At 69.1% G+C, this 22,107-nt stretch carries 23 protein-coding genes; 13 read left to right on the forward strand and 10 right to left on the reverse strand.

Going from position 1 to position 22,107, the window contains the following annotated elements:
- Positions 1-40 precede the first annotated feature (40 nt).
- Positions 41-586 carry a hypothetical protein gene (locus ABZX37_RS04965; protein ID WP_354736079.1) on the reverse strand — a complete coding sequence of 182 codons (546 nt, stop codon included), beginning with the start codon at positions 584-586 and terminating at the stop codon, positions 41-43.
- A gap of 280 nt (positions 587-866) precedes the next feature.
- On the opposite strand from ABZX37_RS04965, the gene ABZX37_RS04970 reads away from it, so the two are divergent.
- The 4 genes from ABZX37_RS04970 to ABZX37_RS04985 are packed head-to-tail and all read left to right on the forward strand — an operon-like array spanning position 867 to position 4,447.
- Positions 867-1,514: an ABC transporter permease gene (locus ABZX37_RS04970; protein WP_354736211.1), complete on the forward strand. Its 648-nt coding sequence runs from the start codon at positions 867-869 to the stop codon at positions 1,512-1,514.
- Positions 1,501-2,700 carry an ABC transporter ATP-binding protein gene (locus tag ABZX37_RS04975; protein WP_354736081.1) on the forward strand — a complete coding sequence of 400 codons (1,200 nt, stop codon included), beginning with the start codon at positions 1,501-1,503 and terminating at the stop codon, positions 2,698-2,700. The genes ABZX37_RS04970 and ABZX37_RS04975 overlap by 14 nt, the downstream gene beginning before the upstream one ends.
- Positions 2,697-3,476 (forward strand): ABC transporter permease, encoded by a 780-nt coding sequence (locus tag ABZX37_RS04980; protein ID WP_354736083.1) that lies wholly within the window; start codon positions 2,697-2,699, stop codon positions 3,474-3,476. The genes ABZX37_RS04975 and ABZX37_RS04980 overlap by 4 nt, the downstream gene beginning before the upstream one ends.
- Complete coding sequence (locus tag ABZX37_RS04985; RefSeq protein WP_354736084.1) at positions 3,476-4,447, forward strand: glycine betaine ABC transporter substrate-binding protein; 972 nt, start codon at positions 3,476-3,478, stop codon at positions 4,445-4,447. The genes ABZX37_RS04980 and ABZX37_RS04985 overlap by 1 nt, the downstream gene beginning before the upstream one ends.
- 58 nt (positions 4,448-4,505) lie before the next feature.
- Here the strand turns inward: ABZX37_RS04985 and ABZX37_RS04990 are convergent, their stop codons facing one another.
- Positions 4,506-4,985 carry a DUF6474 family protein gene (locus ABZX37_RS04990; protein ID WP_344282073.1) on the reverse strand — a complete coding sequence of 160 codons (480 nt, stop codon included), beginning with the start codon at positions 4,983-4,985 and terminating at the stop codon, positions 4,506-4,508.
- A 106-nt stretch (positions 4,986-5,091) separates the two neighbouring features.
- Here ABZX37_RS04990 and ABZX37_RS04995 point away from each other — a divergent pair, with 106 nt between their 5' ends.
- Complete coding sequence (locus tag ABZX37_RS04995; protein WP_354736086.1) at positions 5,092-6,738, forward strand: TM0106 family RecB-like putative nuclease; 1,647 nt, start codon at positions 5,092-5,094, stop codon at positions 6,736-6,738.
- 188 nt (positions 6,739-6,926) lie between these two features.
- On the opposite strand, the gene ABZX37_RS05000 is transcribed toward ABZX37_RS04995, so the two are convergent.
- Positions 6,927-7,265 carry a MerR family transcriptional regulator gene (locus ABZX37_RS05000; RefSeq protein WP_354736088.1) on the reverse strand — a complete coding sequence of 113 codons (339 nt, stop codon included), beginning with the start codon at positions 7,263-7,265 and terminating at the stop codon, positions 6,927-6,929.
- A gap of 694 nt (positions 7,266-7,959) precedes the next feature.
- Here ABZX37_RS05000 and ABZX37_RS05005 point away from each other — a divergent pair.
- Both ABZX37_RS05005 and ABZX37_RS05010 read left to right on the forward strand, forming a co-directional pair.
- Entirely contained in the window at positions 7,960-8,625 is a 666-nt protein-coding gene (locus ABZX37_RS05005; protein WP_354736090.1) for a PadR family transcriptional regulator, read from the forward strand.
- Positions 8,626-8,783: 158 nt separating this feature from the next.
- On the forward strand, positions 8,784-9,464 hold the full coding sequence (locus tag ABZX37_RS05010) for a class I SAM-dependent methyltransferase (protein WP_354736092.1): 681 nt from the start codon (positions 8,784-8,786) through the stop codon (positions 9,462-9,464).
- 51 nt (positions 9,465-9,515) lie between these two features.
- On the opposite strand, the gene ABZX37_RS05015 is transcribed toward ABZX37_RS05010, so the two are convergent.
- Positions 9,516-10,274 (reverse strand): SDR family NAD(P)-dependent oxidoreductase, encoded by a 759-nt coding sequence (locus ABZX37_RS05015; protein WP_354736094.1) that lies wholly within the window; start codon positions 10,272-10,274, stop codon positions 9,516-9,518.
- Between the two features lie 173 nt (positions 10,275-10,447).
- On the opposite strand from ABZX37_RS05015, the gene ABZX37_RS05020 reads away from it, so the two are divergent.
- Both ABZX37_RS05020 and ABZX37_RS05025 read left to right on the forward strand, forming a co-directional pair.
- On the forward strand, positions 10,448-11,755 hold the full coding sequence (locus ABZX37_RS05020; RefSeq protein ID WP_354736095.1) for a UDP-glucose/GDP-mannose dehydrogenase family protein: 1,308 nt from the start codon (positions 10,448-10,450) through the stop codon (positions 11,753-11,755).
- 136 nt (positions 11,756-11,891) lie between these two features.
- A complete protein-coding gene (locus ABZX37_RS05025; protein ID WP_354736097.1) occupies positions 11,892-12,272 on the forward strand; it encodes a VOC family protein in 381 nt (126 codons plus the stop codon).
- A gap of 27 nt (positions 12,273-12,299) precedes the next feature.
- On the opposite strand, the gene ABZX37_RS05030 is transcribed toward ABZX37_RS05025, so the two are convergent.
- Genes ABZX37_RS05030 through ABZX37_RS05045 form a run of 4 tightly spaced genes read right to left on the reverse strand, consistent with a single transcriptional unit; the run spans position 12,300 to position 15,635 of the window.
- Positions 12,300-12,683, reverse strand: a complete 384-nt coding sequence (locus ABZX37_RS05030) for a hypothetical protein (RefSeq protein ID WP_354736099.1) — start codon at positions 12,681-12,683, stop codon at positions 12,300-12,302.
- 52 nt (positions 12,684-12,735) lie between these two features.
- Complete coding sequence (locus tag ABZX37_RS05035) at positions 12,736-13,629, reverse strand: VOC family protein (protein WP_354736101.1); 894 nt, start codon at positions 13,627-13,629, stop codon at positions 12,736-12,738.
- Positions 13,622-14,146, reverse strand: a complete 525-nt coding sequence (locus tag ABZX37_RS05040) for a sigma-70 family RNA polymerase sigma factor (RefSeq protein WP_354736103.1) — start codon at positions 14,144-14,146, stop codon at positions 13,622-13,624. The genes ABZX37_RS05035 and ABZX37_RS05040 overlap by 8 nt, the downstream gene beginning before the upstream one ends.
- 46 nt (positions 14,147-14,192) lie before the next feature.
- Complete coding sequence (locus ABZX37_RS05045) at positions 14,193-15,635, reverse strand: MFS transporter (protein ID WP_354736105.1); 1,443 nt, start codon at positions 15,633-15,635, stop codon at positions 14,193-14,195.
- A 103-nt stretch (positions 15,636-15,738) separates the two neighbouring features.
- On the opposite strand from ABZX37_RS05045, the gene ABZX37_RS05050 reads away from it, so the two are divergent.
- Positions 15,739-16,584: a helix-turn-helix transcriptional regulator gene (locus ABZX37_RS05050; RefSeq protein ID WP_354736107.1), complete on the forward strand. Its 846-nt coding sequence runs from the start codon at positions 15,739-15,741 to the stop codon at positions 16,582-16,584.
- Here the strand turns inward: ABZX37_RS05050 and ABZX37_RS05055 are convergent.
- Positions 16,521-17,153 carry a dihydrofolate reductase family protein gene (locus tag ABZX37_RS05055; protein WP_354736109.1) on the reverse strand — a complete coding sequence of 211 codons (633 nt, stop codon included), beginning with the start codon at positions 17,151-17,153 and terminating at the stop codon, positions 16,521-16,523. The two genes, ABZX37_RS05050 and ABZX37_RS05055, sit on opposite strands and share 64 nt — an antisense overlap.
- Positions 17,154-17,287: 134 nt before the next feature.
- Here ABZX37_RS05055 and ABZX37_RS05060 point away from each other — a divergent pair, with 134 nt between their 5' ends.
- A complete protein-coding gene (locus tag ABZX37_RS05060) occupies positions 17,288-18,409 on the forward strand; it encodes a sensor histidine kinase (RefSeq protein ID WP_354736111.1) in 1,122 nt (373 codons plus the stop codon).
- Positions 18,406-19,083, forward strand: a complete 678-nt coding sequence (locus tag ABZX37_RS05065; RefSeq protein WP_354736113.1) for a response regulator transcription factor — start codon at positions 18,406-18,408, stop codon at positions 19,081-19,083. Before ABZX37_RS05060 ends, ABZX37_RS05065 begins: the two co-directional genes overlap by 4 nt.
- Positions 19,084-19,163: 80 nt before the next feature.
- Here the strand turns inward: ABZX37_RS05065 and ABZX37_RS05070 are convergent, their stop codons facing one another.
- Positions 19,164-20,744 carry an acyltransferase gene (locus tag ABZX37_RS05070; RefSeq protein ID WP_354736115.1) on the reverse strand — a complete coding sequence of 527 codons (1,581 nt, stop codon included), beginning with the start codon at positions 20,742-20,744 and terminating at the stop codon, positions 19,164-19,166.
- A gap of 194 nt (positions 20,745-20,938) precedes the next feature.
- Here ABZX37_RS05070 and ABZX37_RS05075 point away from each other — a divergent pair, with 194 nt between their 5' ends.
- The gene (locus tag ABZX37_RS05075) at positions 20,939-22,090 is read left to right on the forward strand and encodes a hypothetical protein (RefSeq protein ID WP_354736117.1); all 1,152 of its coding nucleotides are present in this window, start codon (positions 20,939-20,941) and stop codon (positions 22,088-22,090) included.
- The last annotated feature ends 17 nt before the right edge of the window (positions 22,091-22,107 follow it).

Below are 22,107 nucleotides of genomic sequence, written 5' to 3' on the forward strand. Positions count from 1 at the left end.
GCAAAGCCGAGCAGAACCGGCTTGAACACTCACGAGGGGTTCAGGAGCCCCCTGGCGGCCCGCGCCGCCCCCGCACGCGCCGCAACTCAACCGTCAGCAACGGCACCGCACCAGCCGCACGCGGCCGCGCGATCCCGGCCGCCGCCACCGGAACCGGCAACGGCCGGACCAGCAGCGGAAGAATCACCCGCACCACGCGCAGCACCGCAAGCAGCATCGCGTCCGCCCGGGCCAGCACCAGCGCGGTGAGCAGGGTCGCGACGGCGTGCGCCGCGGTCATCGCCCAGCCGTCCGGCGCGGCAGCCGCGCCGCTCGGGTCGTGCCCGCCGAGCGTCGTCAGCACCAGGTGCATGACGAGCTGTCCGCCGCCGAGCACGGCGATCGTGGCGAGCGGTCCGCGGGCCCGGCCGGCGAGCGCGGTGGCGGTCCAGCCGAGCAGGCCCGTCAGCAGCAGGGTGAGCGCGGGATCCGGCAGCCCGCCGTCGGCGGCCGCGTGCGCGGTGACGGCGAGTGACGCCGAACTCAGAGCGAGCAGCCCGCCACGGACAGCGGCGAGTGCGCCGCGATGCCGGGCCGGGGTGCTCATTCGGGCAGCTTAACGGCACTCCGGTGGGTGACTGAAGCGTCTCGAATGGTGAGCAACTGCGGAAAACGTCCAGGTAGGCGGGTCTCGATCCGGTAAAAACCGCCCGGTGGGGCCCCTCGCTTCGGTTGCCGACCCCTCGGGGATGCGAAACGGTGGGTAATCACAACCGAGAAGTGGGGGTTTCGACCGTATCCGTTCCGGGTAGTCACCCTGCCGATTGATGGGCTACTCCGAACGGGTGACGTCCGGGGCTCGCAAGCTGGCGGGAGAACGAATACGGATGAACCTCTTCGAGTACATCTCGGACCGGTGGGGAAGGCTGCTGCTCCAGGCGTGGCTGCACACCAGCATGGTGGTGCAGTGCACGATCCTCGCCGCGATCCTGGGCGTGCTGATCGGCATCGCCGTCTATCGCAGCCCCATCGGCTCCGCAGTCGCCACGGCACTGGCCAGCACGATCCTCACCGTCCCGTCGTTCGCCCTGCTGGGTCTTCTGATCCCGCTCTCGGGCCTCGGCTCGACCACCGCGGTGATCGCGCTCGTGCTGTACGGCCTGCTGCCCATCGTCCGCAACACGATCGTCGGCCTCGACGCGGTCGACCCGGCGATCACCGACGCCGCCCGCGGCATCGGGATGAGCAGGCTTTCCGTGCTCACCCGGGTCGAACTGCGGCTGGCCTGGCCGGCGATCCTCACCGGCATGCGGGTCGCCACGCAGATGCTCATGGGCATCGCGGTGATCGCGGCCTACGCCAAGGGCCCCGGCCTCGGCGCGGAGGTCTTCTCCGGCCTCACCAACGCCGGGAGCACGAACTCCCTCAACCAGGCCCTCACCGGCACCATCGGCGTGGTCGTCCTCGCGCTGGTGCTCGACGGCATCTACGTCCTGATCAAGCGATTCACCATTTCTAGGGGTGTCCGTGGCTGAGCACACTGCGACCGAAGAAGAAAACGTCTCCGGCGTCGAGATCGAACTGGACCACGTCACCAAGCGTTACTCCGGCACCCGCGCCCCCGCGGTCGACGACTTCTCGATGGTCGTGCCCGCGGGCAAGATCGTGGTGTTCGTCGGCCCGTCCGGCTGCGGCAAGACCACCACGATGCGGATGATCAACCGGCTGATCGAGCCGTCGTCCGGCCGGATCACCATCGGCGGGCAGGACGCGCTGAAGCTCGACGTGGACACCCTGCGCCGCCAGATCGGCTACGCGATCCAGCAGGCCGGGCTGTTCCCGCACTTCACCGTCGCGCAGAACATCGCCGTCGTGCCCGGCCTGCTCGGCTGGGACAAGAAGAAGGTGACCGCGCGGGTCGAGGAGATGATGGACCTGGTCGGGCTCGACCCGGCCGACTTCCGCGACCGCTACCCGCGCCAGCTGTCCGGCGGCCAGCAGCAGCGCGTCGGCGTGGCCCGCGCGCTCGCCGCCGACCCGCCGGTGCTGCTGATGGACGAGCCGTTCGGCGCGGTCGACCCGATCACCCGCGGCAACCTGCAGGACGAACTGCTGCGGCTGCAGACCGACCTGAAGAAGACGATCGTCTTCGTCACGCACGACTTCGACGAGGCGGTCAAGCTCGGCGACCGGATCGCGGTGCTCGGCAACCAGTCGAAGATCCTGCAGTACGACACGCCGGAGTCGATCCTGGCGAACCCGGCGGACGACACGGTCGCCGGTTTCGTGGGCGCCGGCGCTTCGCTCAAGCAGCTGACCCTGCTGCGGGTGCGCGACGTCGAGCTGCAGCAGGACGCGCTCACCACGACGATCGACGAAGCGCCCGCCGACGTGCGGGAGAAGCTGAGCAAATCGCGCAAGCCGTTCGCGCTGGTGCTCGACCAGCGGCGGCGGCCGATCCGCTGGGTGCACGTGCGCGAGCTGACCAACGCCACGTCGCTGGGTTCGGTCGGCAAGCCGCTGCGCGACATCGTGAGCCTCCAGTCGACCCTGCAGGACGCGCTCGAGGCGATGCTCGCCGAAGGCGGTTCGGTGCCGGTCACCGGCGCGCGCGGCGAATACGCGGGCACGATCAAGCTGGACACGGTCATCGCGACGATCCAGCAGCTGCGCGACGAGCACGCCGACGACCACGTCGACGAGGACGGGGCCACGGCATGACCGCTGCCGTCGATACCGGTTTCAGTACCGAATCAGGCTCCCGCCGCGCGGAACGCGTCCGGCTGTTCGCGCAGCCCGTCGTCGTCGTGCTGATCGTCGCGGTGACGCTGATCTGGGTGTTCGCCAGCGGGCTCACCGCGACCGAAAAGGAAACTCTGAACGCGGAGTCGCTGCTCACCGCGCTGCGCGACCACTTGGCGATGACCGTCGTGGTCACCGCGATCGTGGTGCTGGTGGCGGTGCCGCTCGGGATCATCGTGACCCGGCCGTGGGCGAAGTGGCTCGCGCCGATCTTCCTGGCGATCGCGAACATCGGGCAGGCCGCGCCCGCCCTCGGCGTGCTGGTGCTGTGGTTCATCTTCACCGGCGCGGTCGGCGGGCTCTGGGTCGCGGCGCTGCCGCTGGCGTTCTATTCGCTGCTCCCGGTGCTGCGCAACACGATGGTCGGCATCCAGCAGGTGGACCCGTCGCTGATCGACGCCGGCCGCGGCATCGGGATGTCCGCGCAGAAGGTGCTGTGGCGGGTGGAATTCCCGCTCGCCGTCCCGCTGATCCTGGCCGGCCTGCGCACGTCGCTCGTGCTGGCGGTCGGGACCGCGACGTTCGGCATGTTCGTCAACGCGGGCGGGTTCGGGCTCCTGATCGACACCGGCTACAAGCTCAACCTCACGAAGGTGCTGATCACCGGTTCGGTGCTGGCCGTCGCGCTGGCGCTGCTGGTGGACTGGCTGGGCGCGGTCGCCGAGCAGTACTTCGGACCGAAGGGACTGCGCTGATGAACGTCCTGAAGAAGGCGGGCGCGCTGGTCGGCGCCGCCCTGCTCGCCGGGACGCTCTCGGCGTGCGGGCTCGACGTCAACACCTCGATCCCGTTCAAGATCGAACCGGGCTCGATCCGGCCGATCCCGTCGCTCGAAGGCCAGCGGGTGGTCGTCGGGTCGAAGGACTTCACCGAGAACATCATCCTCGGCTACATGGCCGAGATGGCGCTGAGCGCGGCGGGCATGGACGTCATCGACCTCACCGACATCAAGGGGTCGAACTCGTCCCGGCAGGCGCTGCTCAACGGGCAGACCGACGTGACCTGGGAGTACACCGGCACCGGCTGGATCAACTACCAGGGCAACGAGCTGCCGGTTCCGGGCGGGGAGAAGGCGCAGTACGACGCCACGGCGAAGGCCGACGCGGAGAAGTACGGCGTCACCTGGCTGAAGTACTCGCCGCTGAACGACCAGTACGCGTTCGCCACCACCGAGGCGTACGCGGCGAAGAACAACCTCAAGTCCACCTCGGACCTGGCGAAATTCCTCACCACGCATCCGGACCAGAACCGGTTCTGCCTGGAGACGGAGTTCACCAGCCGCCAGGACGGGTTCCCGGCGGCGGTCAAGGCGTACGGGTTCAAGAACCCGAAGATCGAGAACTTCGGGATCGGCACCATCTATTCGGCGGTGGCCAACGGCACCTGCCCGGTCGGCGAGGTGTTCACCACCGACGGCCGGATCTCCGGGCTGAACCTGCGCGTGCTGGAGGACGACAAGAAGGCGTTCCCGCAGTACAACGCCGCGGCGACGCTGCGCACGGAGTTCCTGGACAAGTATCCGGAGATCCGCGGTCCGCTGGAGAAGGTGGCGGCGGCGCTCGACAACAAGCAGATGGTCGAGCTGTGCAAGAAGGTCGACGTGGACGGCAAGGACGCCGGCACCGTCGCGCACGACTGGATGCTCGAGAAGGGCTTCATCAAGTAGCGCTTCTCGACAGCGGAACGGGCCCCTTGAGTTCGCTCAAGGGGCCCGTCGCCGTTTTTCAGATGCCCAAGCGGTGCAGCAGCTGGTCTTCGAGCCGCTCGAGTTCGCCGGTCACCGCGCGGTGCGCGGCCTTGCGCCGAGCCGCGGGCATGCGCTCGGCGGCGCGCACCGTGGCCGACAGCTGCTCCAGCGTCGACTGCGTCTCGGCGGCGAACTTCTGGTCCTGCTCGGTCGCCTTCGCCGACTTCTTCAGCTCGCCGAGGCCCTGCACGAGTCCCGCGATCCGGGCGTGCAGCGCCGCGCCGCGGCCGGTGTACTCGCCGAGCTGGTCGACGGCGACGCCCAGCTTGCGGGCCTGGTAGCGGTCGTACGCCTCCCGCGCCGCGCCCGCCGCGCGGACCGCGTACGGCGCGAGCACCGGCAGCACCGCCGGTCCGAGCACCTTGGCCACCGCGACCGCGTTCTTCGCCTTCTTCGGGGTGATCCGGGCTTCACCCTCGTCCTGCTTGGCCTTGTCTTGCTTGGCCTTGCGCGCCATGGCCGTTACCTCCCACGCCTTCTCCGGATGAACTTACTGGTCCCCGACGTGACGGGCATGTCGGCTCGCGCGGGGAACGTCGTACCCACGATCTATTGTGATCGCTATGGGAGACGAGGTGTTGCTCGACGCGGGAGCAGTGAGCCGTTGCCGCCGCCGGGTGCACCTGGAACACGACCCGGCGATGCGCGACGTGCCGCTGCCGCCGCCGGATCCGACGGCGCAGCAGCGCATCGACGACGCGACCGCGCACCGCGAGGAGATCCTCGAACAGCTGGTCGCGGCCTCGGGGCCGGATGCCACGTGGGCGCGAGTGCCGCGCGCCGCGCCCGCTGGCGAGCGGGTGCGGCTCACCGAGCAGGCGTTCGCCGATGCCGCGCAGTACATCTGGGGCGCGCTGCTGCCCGCCGATCCGGTCGGGCACCGGCGCGGCGGGATCGACCTGCTCGTGCGGGTCGACGACGGATACGTGCCGGTGCTGGTGGTCCGGCACCGGATCACCGACCGGGGCCAGGGCGCGCCCACCACCGCGATGACGGAGCTGGACCCGGCGCGTCGTTCGCCGGACGAACTGCGCAAGGTGCGCTCGCAGCCGCGAGACCAGCTGCGGCTCGCGCATCTGCGGCGAATGCTGGAGTCGCGCAAGCTGGCGGCCAGCGGACGCGCGGTCGGCGGGGTGATCGGTCTCGACGCTGATGTCGTCGTGTGGCACGACCTCACCGCGGGCACCTGGCCGGGCGGCCGCAGCGCGCTGGACGAGTACGACGCGCGCTTCGAGGACCGGCTCGCTGTCGCGACCGCAGCCGCCACCGGCGCGGAAGCGTTGGCCGCGCCTTCGCGAGTGCTGGAGTGCCGGCGGTGTCCGTTCTGGGCCACCTGCGAGGTCGTGCTCACCGAGACGCGTGACGTGAGCCTGGTGGTGCGCGGCGAGGACGCGGGCGAGCTGCGGCGCGTCGGAGTGTCCACTGTAGACAAGCTGGCCGCGCTGGATCCGGCCGCCGAAGCGCCGCCGATGAACTGGACGGGCGGCACGTTCTCCGACGCGATCATGCTCGCCCGGGCGTGGCTGGCGGATCTCACCGTGGTGCGCCGGACGCCGCGGATCGAGGTGCCGCGCGCGGACGTCGAGGTCGACGTGGACATGGAAAGTTTCGGCGACGCCGGGGCTTACCTGTGGGGGACGCTGCTGTCCGGAGCGGACATCGGGGTGCCGCAGGGGTACCGGGCGTTCGCGACCTGGGAGCCGTTGCCGACGGTGGACGAGGCGCGGTCGTTCGCGGAGTTCTGGGCTTGGTTCACGGATGTTCGTGCGCGGACTCTCGCCGCGGGGCTGACTTTCCGGGCGTATTGCTACAACGCGCTCGCGGAGAACCGGTGGCTGTTCGGGTCGGTGGATCGGTTCGGGGAGTATTCCGGGGTGCCGGAGAAGCGGGCCGTGCAGTCCTTTGTGGATTCTGATGAGTGGGTGGATCTGTTCCGCAGTGTCACGGATCAGTTCCTGTGCTCGCGGGGCAAGGGGTTGAAGGTGATCGCTCCGGTGGCCGGGTTCGCCTGGCGGGACCCGGAGGCCGGGGGCGAGGCTTCGATGCGGTGGTACCGGGACGCGGTCGGGATGGACGGGGCGGTTCCTGACGACGGGCAGCGGGAACGGTTGTTGCGATACAACGAGGATGATGTGCTGGCGACTAAGGCGCTGCGGGAGTGGATGAGCGAGCGGGCTCAGGACGAGGTTCCGTACATGCTGGATATCTGACTCCGCACGGAAGCCGCGGTGGCACCGGAATTTCACTACGGGAACTGCGACGCGAGTGTTCACGGTCCCGAATGGGTGGCGCGCGGGTCCTCGCAGCAGGAGCGGGAGAGCGACCGCCGCGAGGAGATGCGCGAATGGCGCCGGGGGTGTGCTGCGGTGTTCGGCCAGCACACTTGACCCGGCAGAGGTTATTCGGCGGAGCGCAGTTCCTTGTTTTGCCGCTGGGACTCGTGGAGCTGGTCCTCGAGGGAGACGATGCGGCAGGCGGCATCGACAGCCGTGCCCTGATCGACCAGTTCCCGCACGCGTGCGGCGAGGCGCAACTGCTGGCGGGAGTAGCGGCGATGCCCGCCGGACGAGCGCTGCGGCCGGATCAGGCCCGCCTCGTCCAGGCTGCGCAGGAAGTTCTGGCTGGTGCCGAGCATCTCGGCGGCCCGGCCCATCGTGTAAGCGGGGTACTCGTCGTCATCGAACTTGTCGGCCCCGCCTGAACTCGCAGACGGGGTATCGCGTGGGTCAGGGATCATTCCACCTCCACATCACAAGGGACCCCGGGTGCCGTCATGGCACCCGGGGCCCCAGGGTTGGGTTTCATCATTGTCAACCGGTTGTGAAGCCAGCTTCTGGTATCCGCGGGGTCCGTTCAACGGACGTGCCGCGCGGAGATCGCTGATTCGTAACCGAGAACCACCTGCCAATCTGATGGGACTGCGGTACCCGCGCGGCACTGCTGCTCCGCCGCCGCGGGCGATCCAATGATGTGCCCGTTCCCTTCTTTCCGGTGTTTCCTTCTTGCGGTGTTGCACTTCCGGTACTGCGACTGCTGCGAACGTCACCGGCTGGAACCCTTTCGCTGATCGGCCCCAGCACGCGTAACGCCGCTGGTCACTGCCCGGAGCCCCGTCGAAAATCGGCTCCGGCCACCTGACCGCTTCCGCACTGCCCGGTTTGCCAGTGCGTTTCCTGCGGGTGCTGCACGGTCACCAGTCGAAACCTGTTCCTTGATCGGCTTCGTCCTGCCTGACCGTCTTGTCTCACCTCACGGGCAGTTCGTCATCTCCCGTGCCTGATTGACGTTGTCTCTCTGTGTACGAGGAGAACACTACCCATCCACGGCATCGAATGTCTATCCCCGCCGCCATAGATTTTCTCCGGACTAGGCGCTGATTCGTACTTTCGCTATACTCGTCGACGAGTACTCGTCCACGAGAGGAGGTCGGCGTGAAGCGGCGGAAGGTGTCCAACATGCTGGGCCTCGCCGTGCTGGCCGCGTTGTGCGAGCGGCCGATGCATCCGTACGAAATCGCCACTGTGCTGCGGGGACGGGGCAAAGAGGGCGATCTGAAGATCAAGTGGGGCTCCTTCTACACCGTGGTCGGCAACCTCGAAAAGCACGGCTTCATCGAGGCGGTCGAAAACGTGCGGAACGGGGCCCGGCCGGAGCGGACTGTTTATCGGATCACTGAGGCCGGCCAGGCTGAGCTCGAGGATTGGATCGCCGAGCTGCTCGGGACCCCTGATCCGGAACCGACGCGGTTCCACACTGGGCTGTCGGTGATGCTCGCGATCGGGCCGGACCTTGTTGACCAGCGGTTGCGGAGCCGGGTCGGTGAGCTGGAGCGGATGATCGACGACCGCGTCGCGGCGTTGGAGAAGATGCGGGCCGAGCTGTCCCGGCTGTTTCTCGTGGAGAGCGAATACCAACTGGCGATGTGGCGCGCGGAGGCCGAATGGATCCGCGGGCTGCGTGCGGAGCTCGCCTCCGGAGCGATTTCGGGGGTCGAGGAATGGCGGCACTACCGGGAAACCGGGGAGCTGCCCGACATGACCGCCTTCGTGAAGAACGCGGACGAAATGACCGCCTTCGTCAAGAACGAAGGGGAATAAAGAGAGTCCCGGAGGAGGTGCTGGCACACCGCCCCCGGGACGGGAACCGTCGAACCGGAAACCGCGTGTGCGGGTACCTGTCCTCAGGCTGCGTAACAAGGATAAGGGGCACCCCTCGTGCGGCGCTGGTTCGGTACTCACCGAACAGGGAGAAGCACATGGGGAACACCCAGGTCAAACGTCATCGCACGAAACTGCTGCCGGAGATGGAGGGGCCGATCGCCCGGGCGTACGCGCGGGGGCGGCGCACCGAACCGCAGCTTGTGCAGTATCGCGAGACGGCCGAGATGATGGCCGCGGACCTGGCCGAGGGCACTGACCTGCTCGAGGTCGCGCCGGGGCCGGGGTTCTTCGCCGTCGAAATGGCTCGCACCGGGCGGTGCAAGGTGACGGGGCTGGACGTCAGCCGCACGTTTGTCGAGCTGGCCAGGGAGTACGCCCAAGAGCAGGGCGTCACGGTGGACTTCCGCCGGGGCGACGTGGCGGCGATGCCGTTCGCGGACGGGTCGTTCGACTTCCTGATCTGCCAGGCGGCGTTCAAGAACTTCGCCGACCCGGTGGACGCGCTCGACGAGATGCACCGGGTGCTGCGGCCCGGCGGCGTCGCGCTGGTGCAGGACTTGAGCCGGAGCACCACGGACGCGGAACTCGACGCTGAGGTCGAGCGGATGAATCTCGGTCCGGTGGGCACGTTCTCCACCGTCCGGGTGCTCCGCGGGCTGCGGCGGCGGGCGTACACGCCGGAGCAGTTCAGGGCGACCGTCGCGGAGAGCAAGTTCCGCACCTGCGAGGTGACCCCGGACGGGATCGGCCTCGAGGTGCGGTTGCGCAAGGAGTGACCGGAGGGGTGGGTGTGCCGCCGTGGGGGCGGCACACCCACTCCCCGCAGGTCAGCGCGGGGCCATCCGCAGCGAGCCGTCCATGCGGACGACCTCGCCGTTGAGGTAGTCGTGGTCGATCAGCGACAGGGCGAGCTGCGCGTACTCGTCCGGGCGCGCCAGCCGCTTCGGGAACGGAATCCCGGCGGCGAGGCCGGCGCGGAACTCGTCGCTGACGGTGGCGAGCATCGGGGTGTCGACGATGCCGGGCGCGATCGTCAGCACGCGGATGCCGTGCGAGGCGAGGTCGCGCGCGGCGGGCAGGGTCATCCCGACCACGCCGCCCTTGGACGACGCGTACGCCACCTGCCCGATCTGGCCGTCGAAGGCGGCGACGGACGCGGTGTTGATGATGACGCCGCGTGCGTCGTCGGCCAGCGGCTCGGTCTTCGCGATCGCCTCGGAGGCGACGGTGAGCACGTTGAAGGTGCCGATCAGGTTGATCTGGATGACCTTCGCGTACAGCCCGAGGTCGTGCCTGCCCCGCTTGGACAGGATGCGCGCGGACGGCCCGATGCCGGCGCAGTTGACCACCGTGCGCAGCGGTACGCCCGAGCTCGCCGCGGTGTCGACGGCGGCCTGCACCTGGTCCGGGTCGGTCACGTCGGCCTCGACGTAGGTGACTCCGTCGACCTGCTCGGCCTTCTCGATCGAGGGCGCGAGGTCGAGGGCGAACACCCGCGCGCCTTTCGCGGCCAGTGCCTTGGCGGTCGCGCCGCCGAGACCGGACGCGCCACCCGTGACGAGCGCTGCGGTGTCGGTGATCTGCATCTTCAGCCTTCCTCCTGCTCTCAGGTGCCGCGGTGCACCTCCGCGCCCAGGTTAACGCTCGTTCGCACGCGGGCCGGAGTGTGTCGCCTCACCCGCTTCTCGTCGCGAGGAGTATTCGGCCTCGACCGCTTCCGTTAGCACTCAGGTCAACTCCGGCTGTCACCTTCAGCACTATGAGCTCAGCTCGGATCGTGGTGGTAGGGACGGGATACGTCGGATTGACCACGGGGGCTTGTCTCGCGAGCCTCGGGCATCGCGTCACCTGCGTGGACGTGGACGTGGCGAAAGTGAACCGGCTCTCAGCGGGCCGCGTGGACATCCTCGAACCAGGACTGGCCGAATTGGTCTCCCGCGGACTGGCGAACGGACGGCTGTCGTTCGTCGTCGGCGCGCGGGAAGCCGTTCGCGGCGCGGAAGGGGTCTTCCTCTGCGTGCCGACGCCGATGGGCGCGGGCGGGTCCGCGGATTTGCGTGCGGTGGAGGCGGTGACCGCCGAGATCGGCGACGTGCTGCCCGCCGGCTGCGCGCTGATCACGAAGTCGACGGTGCCGGTCGGCACCGCGAAACGGATCAGCGCGATGGTCGGCCGCGACGACGTGCCGGTGGTGTCCAACCCGGAGTTTCTGCGCGAAGGCACTGCGGTGCAAGACTTCCTGAACCCGGACCGGATCGTGGTCGGGTCGGACTCGCGCGCCGCGGCCGCGTGGGTCGGGCAACTGTACGGCGATCTCGCCGCACCGATCGTGGTCGCCGACGCGGCCAGCGCGGAGCTGGTCAAGTACGCGGCGAACTGCTTCCTCGCGCTCAAACTGTCCTATGTGAACTCGATCGCCGAACTGTGCGAACGGCTCGGCGCGGACATCGACCTGGTCACCGAAGGAATGGGGTACGACCGACGCATCGGCCGCACGTTCCTCAAGCCTGGCCCCGGATGGGGCGGTTCCTGCCTGCCCAAGGACACCAGCGCGCTGGTCAAGGTCGCCGAGTCGGTCGACTACGACTTCCGCATGCTGACCTCGGCGATCGACGAGAACATCGCCCAGCGCGACCGGATCGTGGCGAAGATCGCCGGTGCCTGCGGCGGAACGCTGGCCGGTGCGCGGATCGGCGTACTGGGCTTGGCGTTCAAGGCGGGCACGAACGATCTGCGCGATTCCCCCGCGCTGGCAGTGTCTTCGGTGCTGGGCGCGCTCGGCGCGGAGATCACCGCGTACGACCCGGCGGTGTCCGGCGGCATCGCCGGGATGACCGTCGTGGACGACCCGTACCAGGTCGCCAAAGACGCGGATGTCGTTGTGGTGCTTACCGAATGGGCCGAGTTCCGCAACCTCGACTGGGTGGCGGTCGCGGACGCGATGGAAGGCGACGACGTCGTCGACACCCGGAATCTGCTCGACCCCGGGATGATCCTCGACGCGGGATTGTCGTGGCAGGGCGTGGGCCGTCCGCGCGCGGCCCGGCGGCGAGTTCCGGTTTCCTGATTGGAGATCCGCTTCCGCTGCGTTATAGTCGTCGGCGGCATCGCGTGTCGGTCACCGGCTGGGTGAGACATGGAGGTGCTGGAATGCCTTCTGGAGGCATTGCTTCGTGTCCCTCTCTCTTGAACTGAATCACCTGATGGTCCCGTCCCGGAACAACCGGGAATCCGCCGAATTCTTCGCGAACCTGCTCGGATTCGACATCGGCGAGGAATGGGGCCCGTTCATCCCCGTCGAAACCAGCAACGGCGTACGGCTCGACTTCGCCACGGTTCCCGACGAGGATCGCAAGCTGCAGCACTACTGCTTCCTCATTCCGGAAGACGACTTCGACGCGTTTTTCCTGCGCCTGAAGGGAACCGGGGTCGACTACCACGCCGGGCCGGGCGGTCAGGGCCCCGGCGAGATCAACCACAACCACGGCGGACGCGGCGTGTATTTCCTTGACCCGGGCGGAAACGGGATCGAGGTCATCACGCAGCCGTACGAGCCGGAACGGAAACGTCCGGCGAGCTGGTAAGTCCTTTGTAGACAGCAGGCGGGCGGGTCACAGCGGAAGCGAGGCCCACCCGCCTCCTGCGGCCAGCAGGGTCCGGACGCCTTCCGCGTGGTCGGCGAAAGCGGCCAGGTCGGCGTGCAGCAGCGCGGCGCGTTCGGAATCAAGCGGAGCCGAGTCGTCGCGCCACAGTCCGAGCGTCCAGTTCGCGGCAAGGATCATCGAGCGCACCAGCCCGGCGACCGCGGAGTCGGGCTGGTCGTGCGCGGCGAGAATCTCGTCGCACGCGGTGAAGCAGCGTTCGAGGCCGTGGACGGCTTCGGCGGGCGTGCCGTCCCAGTCCGGTCCCGGCCAGGCGCACGAGCCCAGCGCGAGCCACAGCTGCCAACCGGCGGTCAGTTCGGCTTCGTCGCGGGGCGTCCAGTGCGCGGCCATCCCTTGAGTGTGCGCCCCGGCGGCCGGTTTGCCGCCGGGGTTTTGGCCGAGGTCACGTGCGTGGCTGTTCCCACAACCAGAACTCGATCCCCTGGTCGTCGGCACAATCCGCCGTTCGGCCGTACGGCGGGTTCTCCACCTCGCCCGCCCGGCCGCCCTGCTCGCGCACCCGGCCGAGCGCGGCTTCGAGGTCGTCGACGGCGAACATCAGCTTCCACCCGGTCTGCAGTTCCTGCCCGCCCCACAGCCCGCCGGGCAGGCCGTGGCCCTCGATGCGCCACGCGGTCGGCAGGCTGCCCTGGTTGAACTGCCAGCCGAGCACCGCGCCGTAGAACGCCTTGGCCCGGACCTCGTCGGGCACCTGGAAGGTGAAGTACCCGGCCTCGCCGTGCCGATACGTGCGCTCCCCGGGCGTTTTCGCTTGTGGCGCGGCCTTTCCGACCAGCCAGCGCTGACCGTACGGGTCCTTGATCACGCCGTTGAGCCCGTAGCCGCGGTCCTCGACCGGACGCAGCAGTTCCGCGCCCAGCTCCACCGCCCGCTGCGCCGCACCCTGCGGGTCGGGCACCTCGACGCGCACCATCGCGCCGCCCTCGGGAGCCACGACATTGCCCAGCTCGGGGAACTCCTCGGCGAACATCAGCACGCTGTCGCCGATGTCCAGTTCGGCGTGCCCGACCCGGCCGTCGTCCATCACGATCGGCTCGGACCGGCGGCGCGCGCCGAAGACCTCGACGTAGAAGTCGAGCGCGGCCCGGGCGTCGGTCACGACCAGGTACGGCGTCAGCGCACCCGCTTGTGCGCGCTGAGGCGTGGTTTCGGTGGTGGTCATCTCCGCTCCGTTCAGAATCAGACGGCGGAGGTCGTCCCGCAGCTGCTCGGCGAAGGCCGGATCGGGATCGGCCGGAGTCGAGGGCAGCGCGAGCGCGTCGAACGGTTCAGCCATCACGTCCCTCCTTCTCCTGGTAGCCGCGGCGGAACGCGGTCTTGGCCCGCGTCAGCAACGCCTCCGTCGCGTGGATGGTCCGGCCGAGGTGCGCGGCGACGTCACGCACTGGAAGGCCGTCGACGTACCGCAAGGTGAGCACTGCCCGATGCGGGACCGCCAGCGCTTCGAGCACCTGCCGTGCGCGCAGGGCGTCGAGCTGTTCGTCCCAGGGATCCTCGACGTCGCATCCGGCGTCGTGCACGAGCCGAAGCCCGCGCTGTTCCCGTTCGGCGCGCCGCCAGTGATCGGCCAGTTTGTGCCGGGCCACCCCGATCAACCAGGGCGTACTCACCGGCGGCGCGTGCTCCTTGCGGCAAGCGGCGACCGCGCTCAGGAACGTCTCGGACGTCAGTTCCTCCGCCAGCACGCGGTTGCCGCACCTCGCGAGCAGGTAGCCATAGACCTCCGGCAGGGCCTTCTCGTAGAGGCCGAGCAGCGCGAAGGCCGGGTCTGGCTGCACCCGAGGTTCCGTCACATCTCCATCGTCGTCCGGGAGCGGGCTTTTCCGTCGGTCGAATTTCTCAGCGCGGGTCGGGCAGCTTCCGCGCCAGCCCGGACACCAGCAGCGCCAGCACCGCCAAGATCCCGATGACCAGCACAAACGCGCCTTGGTAGCCCATCGCGCCGGGCACGCTCAAGCTGGCGAAAAGGCTGCCGAGCACCGCGACGCCCAGCGCCAGCGACGTCTGCTGGGTCGTGGTCAGCACGCCGCCGCCGACACCCGCCAGGTCGGCGGGCACTCGCGAAAGCACCACCCGGAACAGCGTGCTCATCGCGAGCCCGTTGCCGACGCCGATCAGCACCATCGCCGGGGCCAGCTGCCAGATCGACAGGTCGGGCCAGTCCAGCAGCGCGGTCCCGGCGAGCGCGAGCAGGCCGACGGTGAGGATCAGCCCGCCGATCGGCACGATCTTGCGGCCGAACCGGGCGACCAGGTGGCTGCTGACCAGCGAGGTCGTGAAGTACGCGACGGCCATCGGGGTCACCGCCAGTCCCGCGCCGAGCGGACCGAGGTGCAGGCCGTTCTGCAAGGTCACCGCGTAGACGAACATGAACGAACCGAAGGCGCAGAAGAACGGCACCGCGACGGTCAACCCGTGCCGCACGCTCGCGGTGCGCAGGAGCGCTGGCGGCAACAGCGGCGTGCCGCCCGCGGCTTCCAGCTTCCGCTCCACCCGGGCGAAGCCAATCGCGGCGAACGGGAAGAGCACCAGCAGCGCGATGCTCCACCACGGCCAGCCGAGCGCGCGGCCTTCCATGATCGGGATCAGCAGCGAAAGCAGCGAAACGGCCAGCAGCACGGTGCCCCAGCGGTCGACGCCGAGCGGGTTGCTCGCCCGGCTGTCCGGCACTGTGCGGCGCGCGATCAGCAGCCCGATGATCCCGATCGGCACATTCACCAGGAAGATCGGCCGCCAGCTCAGGTCCCACACATTGGCCGCGACCAGCGCGCCGCCGAGCAACTGCCCGACCACGGTGGCGATGCCGCCGGTCGCGCCGAAGAGGCCGATCGCGCGGGAACGGCGTTCGCCGGACGTGCCGGCTTGGATGATCGACAGCACCTGCGGCAGCAACATCGCCGAAGCCGCGCCCTGCGCCACGCGGGCGATGACCAGGGTGGCGGCGTCCGGGGCGACGCCGCAGGCCAGCGAGGTGAGCGTGAACAGAGTGAGACCGAGCAGGAAGAGCCTGCGGCGGCCGAAGGTGTCGCCGAGCCGTCCGCCGAGCACGAGCAGCACCGCGTACGCGATGCCGTAGCCCGCGACGACGAGTTCGAGGGTCGCGGTGGACGCGCGCAGGTCGGCATCGATCGTGGGCAGGGCGACGTTGACGATGAAGAAGTCGATGATCGGCAGCGCTGCCCCCAGCAGCACGGTGATCAAGCCGGCGGACGTGAGTCCCGTCCGCTCCGGCGTCCCGACAGCAGCGATGGCCGTCGTCGGGGCAGGGGTGGTAGTCGTCATGAGTACTACGTTCCGCCGCGCGAGACCCTGGTACCAGGTGTGCTTTTATCCTGGTACCACGACTACCTGGTAACAGGGTCGGCGGTGTGCTTACCTGGTATTCGTGACCACTGGCATCGAAGACCGTCTGCGCCGGACCGAGCTGGGAGAGTTCCTTCGCAACCGGCGCGGCCGGATCACGCCCGAGCAGGTCGGCCTGCCGCTCAGCGGCCGCAGGCGCACGCCGGGGTTGCGCCGCGAAGAGGTCGCGCAGCTCGCCGGGGTGGGCGTCACCTGGTACACGTGGCTCGAACAGGGCCGCGACATCAACGCGTCCGAGCAGGTGCTCAGCGCGATCTCCCGCACGCTCCGCCTCGACCCGCACGAGCACGTGCACCTGTTCACCCTGGCCGGCGCGCCGGAGCCGGTGACGGAGAAGAAGCACTGCTCCGCGATCACGCCGTCGATGCACGACATGATGGTCCAGTTGGAGCCGTTCCCGGTCGCGGTCCGCAACGCGCGCTTCGACGTGCTCGGCCACAACGCTGGCTACGACTGGCTGATGGGCGGCGTCGACGCGATCCCGTACGAGGAACGCAACACGCTCGTGCAGTGCCTGCTCAATCCGCAGTGGAAAGAGCGGATGGTCGACTGGGAACAGAACGTGCCGCGGATGGTCTCGTCCTTCCGCGCGGCGATGGCCGAGCACATGGGCGAACCCGGCTGGAAGTCGCTGGTCAAACGGCTCCGGGCGGAGTCGCCGTGCTTCGAAGAGCTGTGGAGCCAGCACGATGTGAACACCGAGCAGGCCAAGAGCAAGCGGTACCTGCACCCGGACGCGGGCCTGCTGACGTTCGACTTCACCTACCTCTACGCTGGCCGCCGCTCGGAAATCCGGATGTCGGTCTACACCCCGGCGAACGACGAGACGCATGCGAAGCTGCGGGAATTCGTGCCGACGACGCGGTAGCGCAGGTGGGTCACGCCCTCGCCGGGGGTGATGTCCGGCTCGCCGAGGCGCACCGGGCCCAGGCCGAACTCGCCGAAGAACGGCACCCCGCCGCCGAGCAGCACCGGCACCAGATCGATCCGCAACGTGTCGAGCAGTCCGGCAGTCAAGCACTGTCGCGCCATCTCGCCCGCGTTCACGCCGACGTCGCGGCCGTCGGCCAGTTCTTTCGCCCGCGCCACCGCGACCTCGATGCCCTCGGTCACGAAGGTGAACGGCGAGTCCTCCCATCCGGCAGGTGGTTCGTGCGTCACGACGACCACCGGCACGCCGAACGGATGCGTGCCGCCCCAGCCCGAGGTCAGGTCGAACAGCCGCCTGCCAACGAGCAGCGCTCCGGTCGATTCCAGCTGCGCGCGCACGACCTTGGCGCTGGCCGGGGACATGCGCAGCGCGCGTCCCGGCTGCGCGGTCGGCACCTCCTCGGTGCCGTTGCCCGTCCAGCCGAAGAGCAGATCGAATCCCGATTCGCCCGGTCCTGCCACGAAACCGTCCAGCGACATGCTCGCCCCAGCTACTACCTCGCCCATCACCGTCTCCTTTTTCGCCGTTTGACCAGTGAACGGAGCCGTCCGGGAGTTCTCGGCATACCGCGCCGCGCGTAGCCCGATCCCGCGCTTCACAACGGACGCGCCCGGCCGCCTTCCCCGGTAGTTTTCGCACCATGCACTACTGGTGGCGGGCGCGGAACCTGTGGTTCGGGCGGGTGTTCCGGACCTTCGTGGTGCTCGCTTTCGTGCTCGGCGGCTCCAGCGCGTCCGGCCGCTGGCAGCACGCGCCGCATCCGCTGAGCCCGCTTGGCGCCGCGTGGCTGGCCGCGACCGTGCTCACCCTGCTGCTCGTCCACCGGTTCCCGCTGCCGCTCTTCGTGCTCACTGCGGCCTCGGCGTACGCGTACTACCTGTCGCCCGAACCCGGCGGGCCGGTGATCATCGTTCCCACTGTCGCGCTCTTCGTGCTCACGCGGCGGAAGGGCCCGGTGGTCGCTGGGTGCACCGGCGCAGCTGTCCTCGCGGCGGCCTACGTCGTCCACATCATCCTGGCGCAAACGTTTGCGGTCAGCGCCTGGGCCCTGTTCGCCGTGGTCTGGATGGCCGCCGTGATCGGCATCGCGACCGCGGTCCGGTTCCAGTTCGCGGCTGTCGCTGCCCGGCGCGAGCAGGCCGACGAGCACCGGCACCGGATGGCCGAGCAGGAGCGGCTCCGCATCGCTCGCGAGGTGCACGACGTCGTCGCACACAGCCTCGCGATGATCAACGTCCAAGCGGGCGTCGCCGCGCACGTCGCGGATCGGCGGCCGGAGGAGGCGAAGGAGGCGCTGCTCAACATCAAAGCGGCCAGCGCGTCCGCGCTCAACGACTTACGCGCGACGCTGGCTGTGTTGCGTTCCGGCGAGAACCGCGCGCCCGCGCCGAGCCTCGCGCAGGTCGAAGAGCTGCTCGACCACGCGCGCGCCGCCGGGCTGGCAGTCGAACTGCACGGCGAACCCGGCGAACTGCCCGCACCGGTGGACGGCGCGGCGTACCGGATCCTGCAGGAGTCGCTCACCAATGTCGTCCGGCATGCCGACGGGGCTCAGCGCGTCGAGGTCCGTTTCGAACGGAGGCCGGGCACGCTGGTCCTGGTCGTGCGCGACGACGGCCGCGGCACCGTCCAGTCGACGCCCGGGCACGGGCTGCGCGGCATGCGGGAACGCGCGACCGCGCTCGGCGGCAGTGTCGACGCGAGCGTCACCGGGCAGGGTTTCCAGGTGCGGGCGGAACTGCCCGTGGAGGGGGAGAAATGACCATCCGCGTCGTACTGGCCGACGACCAGGCCCTGGTCCGCGCCGGATTCCGGCTGCTGCTCGACACCGAGGACGGCTTCGAGGTGGCCGGCGAGGCGAGCGACGGCGAGCAGGCCGTCGCGCGGGCGGTCGAGCACCGGCCGGATATCGTCGTGATGGACATCCGGATGCCCGGCACCGACGGTCTCGAAGCGACCCGCCGGATCACCTCGCACCCCGGGCTCACCGGGGTGAAAGTGCTGGTCCTGACCACTTTCGACGTCGACGAGTACGTCTACGAGGCACTCCGCGCCGGGGCCAGCGGCTTCCTGCTGAAGGACACCGAACCGGTCGAACTCCTGCACGCGCTGCGCGTCGTCGCGGCGGGGGAGGCGCTGCTCGCCCCGACCGTCACGCGCCGGTTGATCGCCGAGATCGTCGGACGGCCCGAGCACCGGCGGATCGACACCTCGGCCGTGCGGGAGGTGACCGAACGCGAACGCGAGGTGCTGGCACTGGTCGCGGGCGGGTTGTCGAACGACGAAATCGCCGCCCACCTGGTGATCTCCACGGCGACGGCGCGGACGCACGTCAGCCGCATCATGACCAAGATCGGCGCTCGCGACCGAGCGCAGCTGGTGGTGCTGGCGTACGAATCCGGCCTCGTCACCCCGCGCCGCGGCTCGCACGAATGAGCTAAGCCAGGAGTGTGAGTTACGCCGTGTCGGTGAACGCCCTCCCACCCTCGCACGCCTTAGGGGAAGAGCATCACACCTCAGCGAGGGGTGTGGCGGAAGGAGTCCCGGTGGCGTGGGAGATCGTCTTGGTCGCCGCGCTGGCCCTGGTTTTCCTGGTCCGGCTGGTAGCGCAGCTCCGGCGGAGCTGACGGCCGCCGACGCGGAGGCATCGGCCGGCGCACCGGCGGTTCGGCGGTGCGGTCGACGCCTGATTCGGCGGCGGGACGCGCCCGGTGCGCGCCGCCGTTCGCCCGAGGTGTCATCGTGCGCGGCTGGTCAGCGCGCGGAGGCTCGTTCGGCGGCGGAGCGCCATTCCTCGGCATCCGCCCGTTCGGCGCCGGACGGGGCCGAGGCGCCGGACGACGCGGCGGCGCAGGTTCGGCGGGAATCCTCGGGATCTCGAGGGTCACTTCGGAGTCGTCGACGAGCTGAGTCTTTTCCCCCGGCGTCTCGACTGGCGGCGGAGGCGGGGGTTCGGGCGTTTCCGGTGCGGGCGGAGGCGGCTTCGGCCGATGCGACAGCCGCCGCGCCAGCGAGTGGCTCGGCCGTTCCACGAACCGGTAGCTGAGCTCGACCACCCCGAACACCGCCGGGATCACGATCAGCAGCGCGATCGGCAGCGGCACCGCCGGGCGCAGCAACTGCAGCAGCACGAACGTGACCAGCATGTGCAGCAGGTAGATCGAGTAGCTGCGCTCGGACAGCATGGTCCAGATCTTGCGCTGTTTCAGCCGGTCCTCGGCGAACATGCCCATCAGGAAGCAGGCGACGGCGAAAGCCAGCGCGAGGTTGTACGAGCTGTCCACCCGGCCGACGTCGATGACGTCCGCCAGCACGTACAGCGACCACGCGCAGCCGCCGTACAGCGCACCTGTCCACAGCGGGATCTGCTTCTTGGTCGTCGCCCAGACGATCTGGCCGATCAGCATCGCGGGCAGGTACGAGACGTTCACCGCGAACAGCGACCACGACGGCCCGAACTGCGACCGGCTCATCATCACCACGAAGATGAACGTCAGCTCCACCGCGATCCCGAGCCACACCCACCGGCGCAGCAGCGGCAGCACCGCCATCAGCAGCAGGTAGAAGATGACCTCGACGATCATCGTCCACGCCACCGGCACCAGCACGACCTGCGGGAAGATCAGGTAGTTGGCCAGCGTGGTGTTGGTGAAGACGGTGAGCGGGTTCAGCGTCTGCGCCTGGCCGGTCGACGGCGGGTGCAGGTTCACCAGCAGCAGGAACACCGTCAGTGCCACCACGAACAGCATTGGCGCGTACACCCGGATGAACCGGTTGAGCGCGAATCGCCCGGTACCCTGGCGCAGCGCGATCGGCGTCACGACAAAACCGCTGACCAGGAAGAAGAACGGCACCGCGATCTGCCCGATGCCCTGCTTCGACATGTGCATCGGATCGCTCGTGAGCGCCTCGATGAAGTCGACGTACGGGGCTTTGTCGTTCTTCGCGATGATCCACGGATGGGCGATGTGGCTGTAGAAGACCAGCAGCGCGCCGAGGCCGCGACCGATGTCGATGAAGACGATCCGGGTTTTCTTCGGCGGCGCGGGCGACGACTCGGCCAAGGCAGCGGAATCCGGCTCGGCCAGCGTGATCACCCCCGTCTTCCGCTACCGACAACCTCGTGAAGGCTACCGCCTCGCATCCCCGCCCCGGACGTACTCCCCGCAATTGGCGGCATCCGGGGGAAAACTCACAAAACCCAGTCTGGCCTCGAATTATGTGGTCGCGAGGTACGATCAGGCAGGAATTCGTCCGGTTTCGCGCGAGGTAGTTCAGGAGTTCGGGGAGCGTGCAGCAGTCCAGTCTCGACGGGGCCGTCGAGCGTTCGCCGACCCTGCGTGCCGCGTTCCGCCAAGCCGCCCCGGCGATCAGCCTCTACCTGCTGTTCCAGATCGTCGCGTTCGGCGTGCTGTGGATGATGAGCTGGAAGGCCGACGTCTCGCCGGGCCGGTTCATCGACAACTTCGACGCGAACTGGTTCCTGTCGGTCGCGCAGCACGGCTACGACCAGCCGATCACGCTCGGCACCGACGGCTTGCCGGTCGAAAACAGCCTGGTGTTCTTCCCGCTTTACCCGGCGACGGTGGGGTTGCTGACGCTGGTCGGGATCCCGCCGCTCGTGGCCGGGATGACGATCTCGCTGCTGGCCGGATGCGCGGCGGCGTGGGGTCTGTTCGTGCTGGGCCGCGACCTGGCCGGACCGCGCGTGGGCCTGCTGGTCGCCGTGCTCTGGTCGATCGGGCCGGGTTCGACGGCGCTGCATCTGGCGTATTCGGAATCGCTGCTGATGGCGCTCGTGGCCTGGACGTTCGTGATGCTCGCGCGGCGCGAATGGCCGGTGGCGGGCGGGTTCGCGGTGCTGGCCGGGCTGACCAGGGCGAGTTCCGGCGCGTTGATCGCCGCCGTCGGCATCGCCGCGCTCATCGCGGTTTTCCAGCGGCGCGACGGCTGGCGGCCGTGGGTCGGCGGGCTGCTCGCACCGCTCGGCTTGCTGGGCTACCTCGGCTACGTCTGGATCCAGACCGGCCGCCCGGACGGCTGGTTCTGGCTGCAGAACGCCTGGCAGATGCACTTCGACTTCGGCGTCTTCACCTGGACCCAGGTCCGCGACGGCCTCACCTCGGACGACGCCAGCTGGATCACCGTGACCGCGCTCGTCGTGCTCGCCGCTGTGGTGCTGCAGTTCTGGACCTGGGCGACAAAGCTGCCGTTGCCGTGGCAGATCTACGGCACGCTCACTGTGGTGATCGCGCTGTGCTCGTCGAACTTCTTCCAGTCCCGCGCGCGTTTCCTGCTGCCGGCGTTCGTGCTGACCGTGCCGGTCGCGCTCATGCTGGCGAAGCTGCCGAACCGGGTGCTGGCCGTGCTGCTGCCGGTGCTCACCGTCGGAAGTGCTTGGTACGGCGCGTTTTTGCTGACCATCGCGCACGTGGCGCCCTGAGCCGCCACGTGCGCGAT

This window comes from Amycolatopsis sp. NPDC004079, assembly GCF_040610415.1.
In the GTDB taxonomy this organism is placed as follows: domain Bacteria; phylum Actinomycetota; class Actinomycetes; order Mycobacteriales; family Pseudonocardiaceae; genus Amycolatopsis; species Amycolatopsis halotolerans.

What these genes read in the sequence shown, in the direction of transcription:
- ABZX37_RS04965 (WP_354736079.1), bottom strand. Translation starts at nt 586, where the DNA reads ATGAGCACCCCGGCCCGGCATCGCGGCGCACTCGCCGCTGTCCGTGGC.
- ABZX37_RS04970 (WP_354736211.1), top strand. Translation starts at nt 867, where the DNA reads ATGAACCTCTTCGAGTACATCTCGGACCGGTGGGGAAGGCTGCTGCTC.
- ABZX37_RS04980 (WP_354736083.1), top strand. Translation starts at nt 2,697, where the DNA reads ATGACCGCTGCCGTCGATACCGGTTTCAGTACCGAATCAGGCTCCCGC.
- ABZX37_RS04985 (WP_354736084.1), top strand. Translation starts at nt 3,476, where the DNA reads ATGAACGTCCTGAAGAAGGCGGGCGCGCTGGTCGGCGCCGCCCTGCTC.
- ABZX37_RS04990 (WP_344282073.1), bottom strand. Translation starts at nt 4,985, where the DNA reads ATGGCGCGCAAGGCCAAGCAAGACAAGGCCAAGCAGGACGAGGGTGAA.
- ABZX37_RS04995 (WP_354736086.1), top strand. Translation starts at nt 5,092, where the DNA reads ATGGGAGACGAGGTGTTGCTCGACGCGGGAGCAGTGAGCCGTTGCCGC.
- ABZX37_RS05000 (WP_354736088.1), bottom strand. Translation starts at nt 7,265, where the DNA reads ATGATCCCTGACCCACGCGATACCCCGTCTGCGAGTTCAGGCGGGGCC.
- ABZX37_RS05010 (WP_354736092.1), top strand. Translation starts at nt 8,784, where the DNA reads ATGGGGAACACCCAGGTCAAACGTCATCGCACGAAACTGCTGCCGGAG.
- ABZX37_RS05015 (WP_354736094.1), bottom strand. Translation starts at nt 10,274, where the DNA reads ATGCAGATCACCGACACCGCAGCGCTCGTCACGGGTGGCGCGTCCGGT.
- ABZX37_RS05020 (WP_354736095.1), top strand. Translation starts at nt 10,448, where the DNA reads ATGAGCTCAGCTCGGATCGTGGTGGTAGGGACGGGATACGTCGGATTG.
- ABZX37_RS05025 (WP_354736097.1), top strand. Translation starts at nt 11,892, where the DNA reads ATGGTCCCGTCCCGGAACAACCGGGAATCCGCCGAATTCTTCGCGAAC.
- ABZX37_RS05030 (WP_354736099.1), bottom strand. Translation starts at nt 12,683, where the DNA reads ATGGCCGCGCACTGGACGCCCCGCGACGAAGCCGAACTGACCGCCGGT.
- ABZX37_RS05035 (WP_354736101.1), bottom strand. Translation starts at nt 13,629, where the DNA reads ATGGCTGAACCGTTCGACGCGCTCGCGCTGCCCTCGACTCCGGCCGAT.
- ABZX37_RS05045 (WP_354736105.1), bottom strand. Translation starts at nt 15,635, where the DNA reads ATGACGACTACCACCCCTGCCCCGACGACGGCCATCGCTGCTGTCGGG.
- ABZX37_RS05055 (WP_354736109.1), bottom strand. Translation starts at nt 17,153, where the DNA reads ATGGGCGAGGTAGTAGCTGGGGCGAGCATGTCGCTGGACGGTTTCGTG.
- ABZX37_RS05060 (WP_354736111.1), top strand. Translation starts at nt 17,288, where the DNA reads ATGCACTACTGGTGGCGGGCGCGGAACCTGTGGTTCGGGCGGGTGTTC.
- ABZX37_RS05065 (WP_354736113.1), top strand. Translation starts at nt 18,406, where the DNA reads ATGACCATCCGCGTCGTACTGGCCGACGACCAGGCCCTGGTCCGCGCC.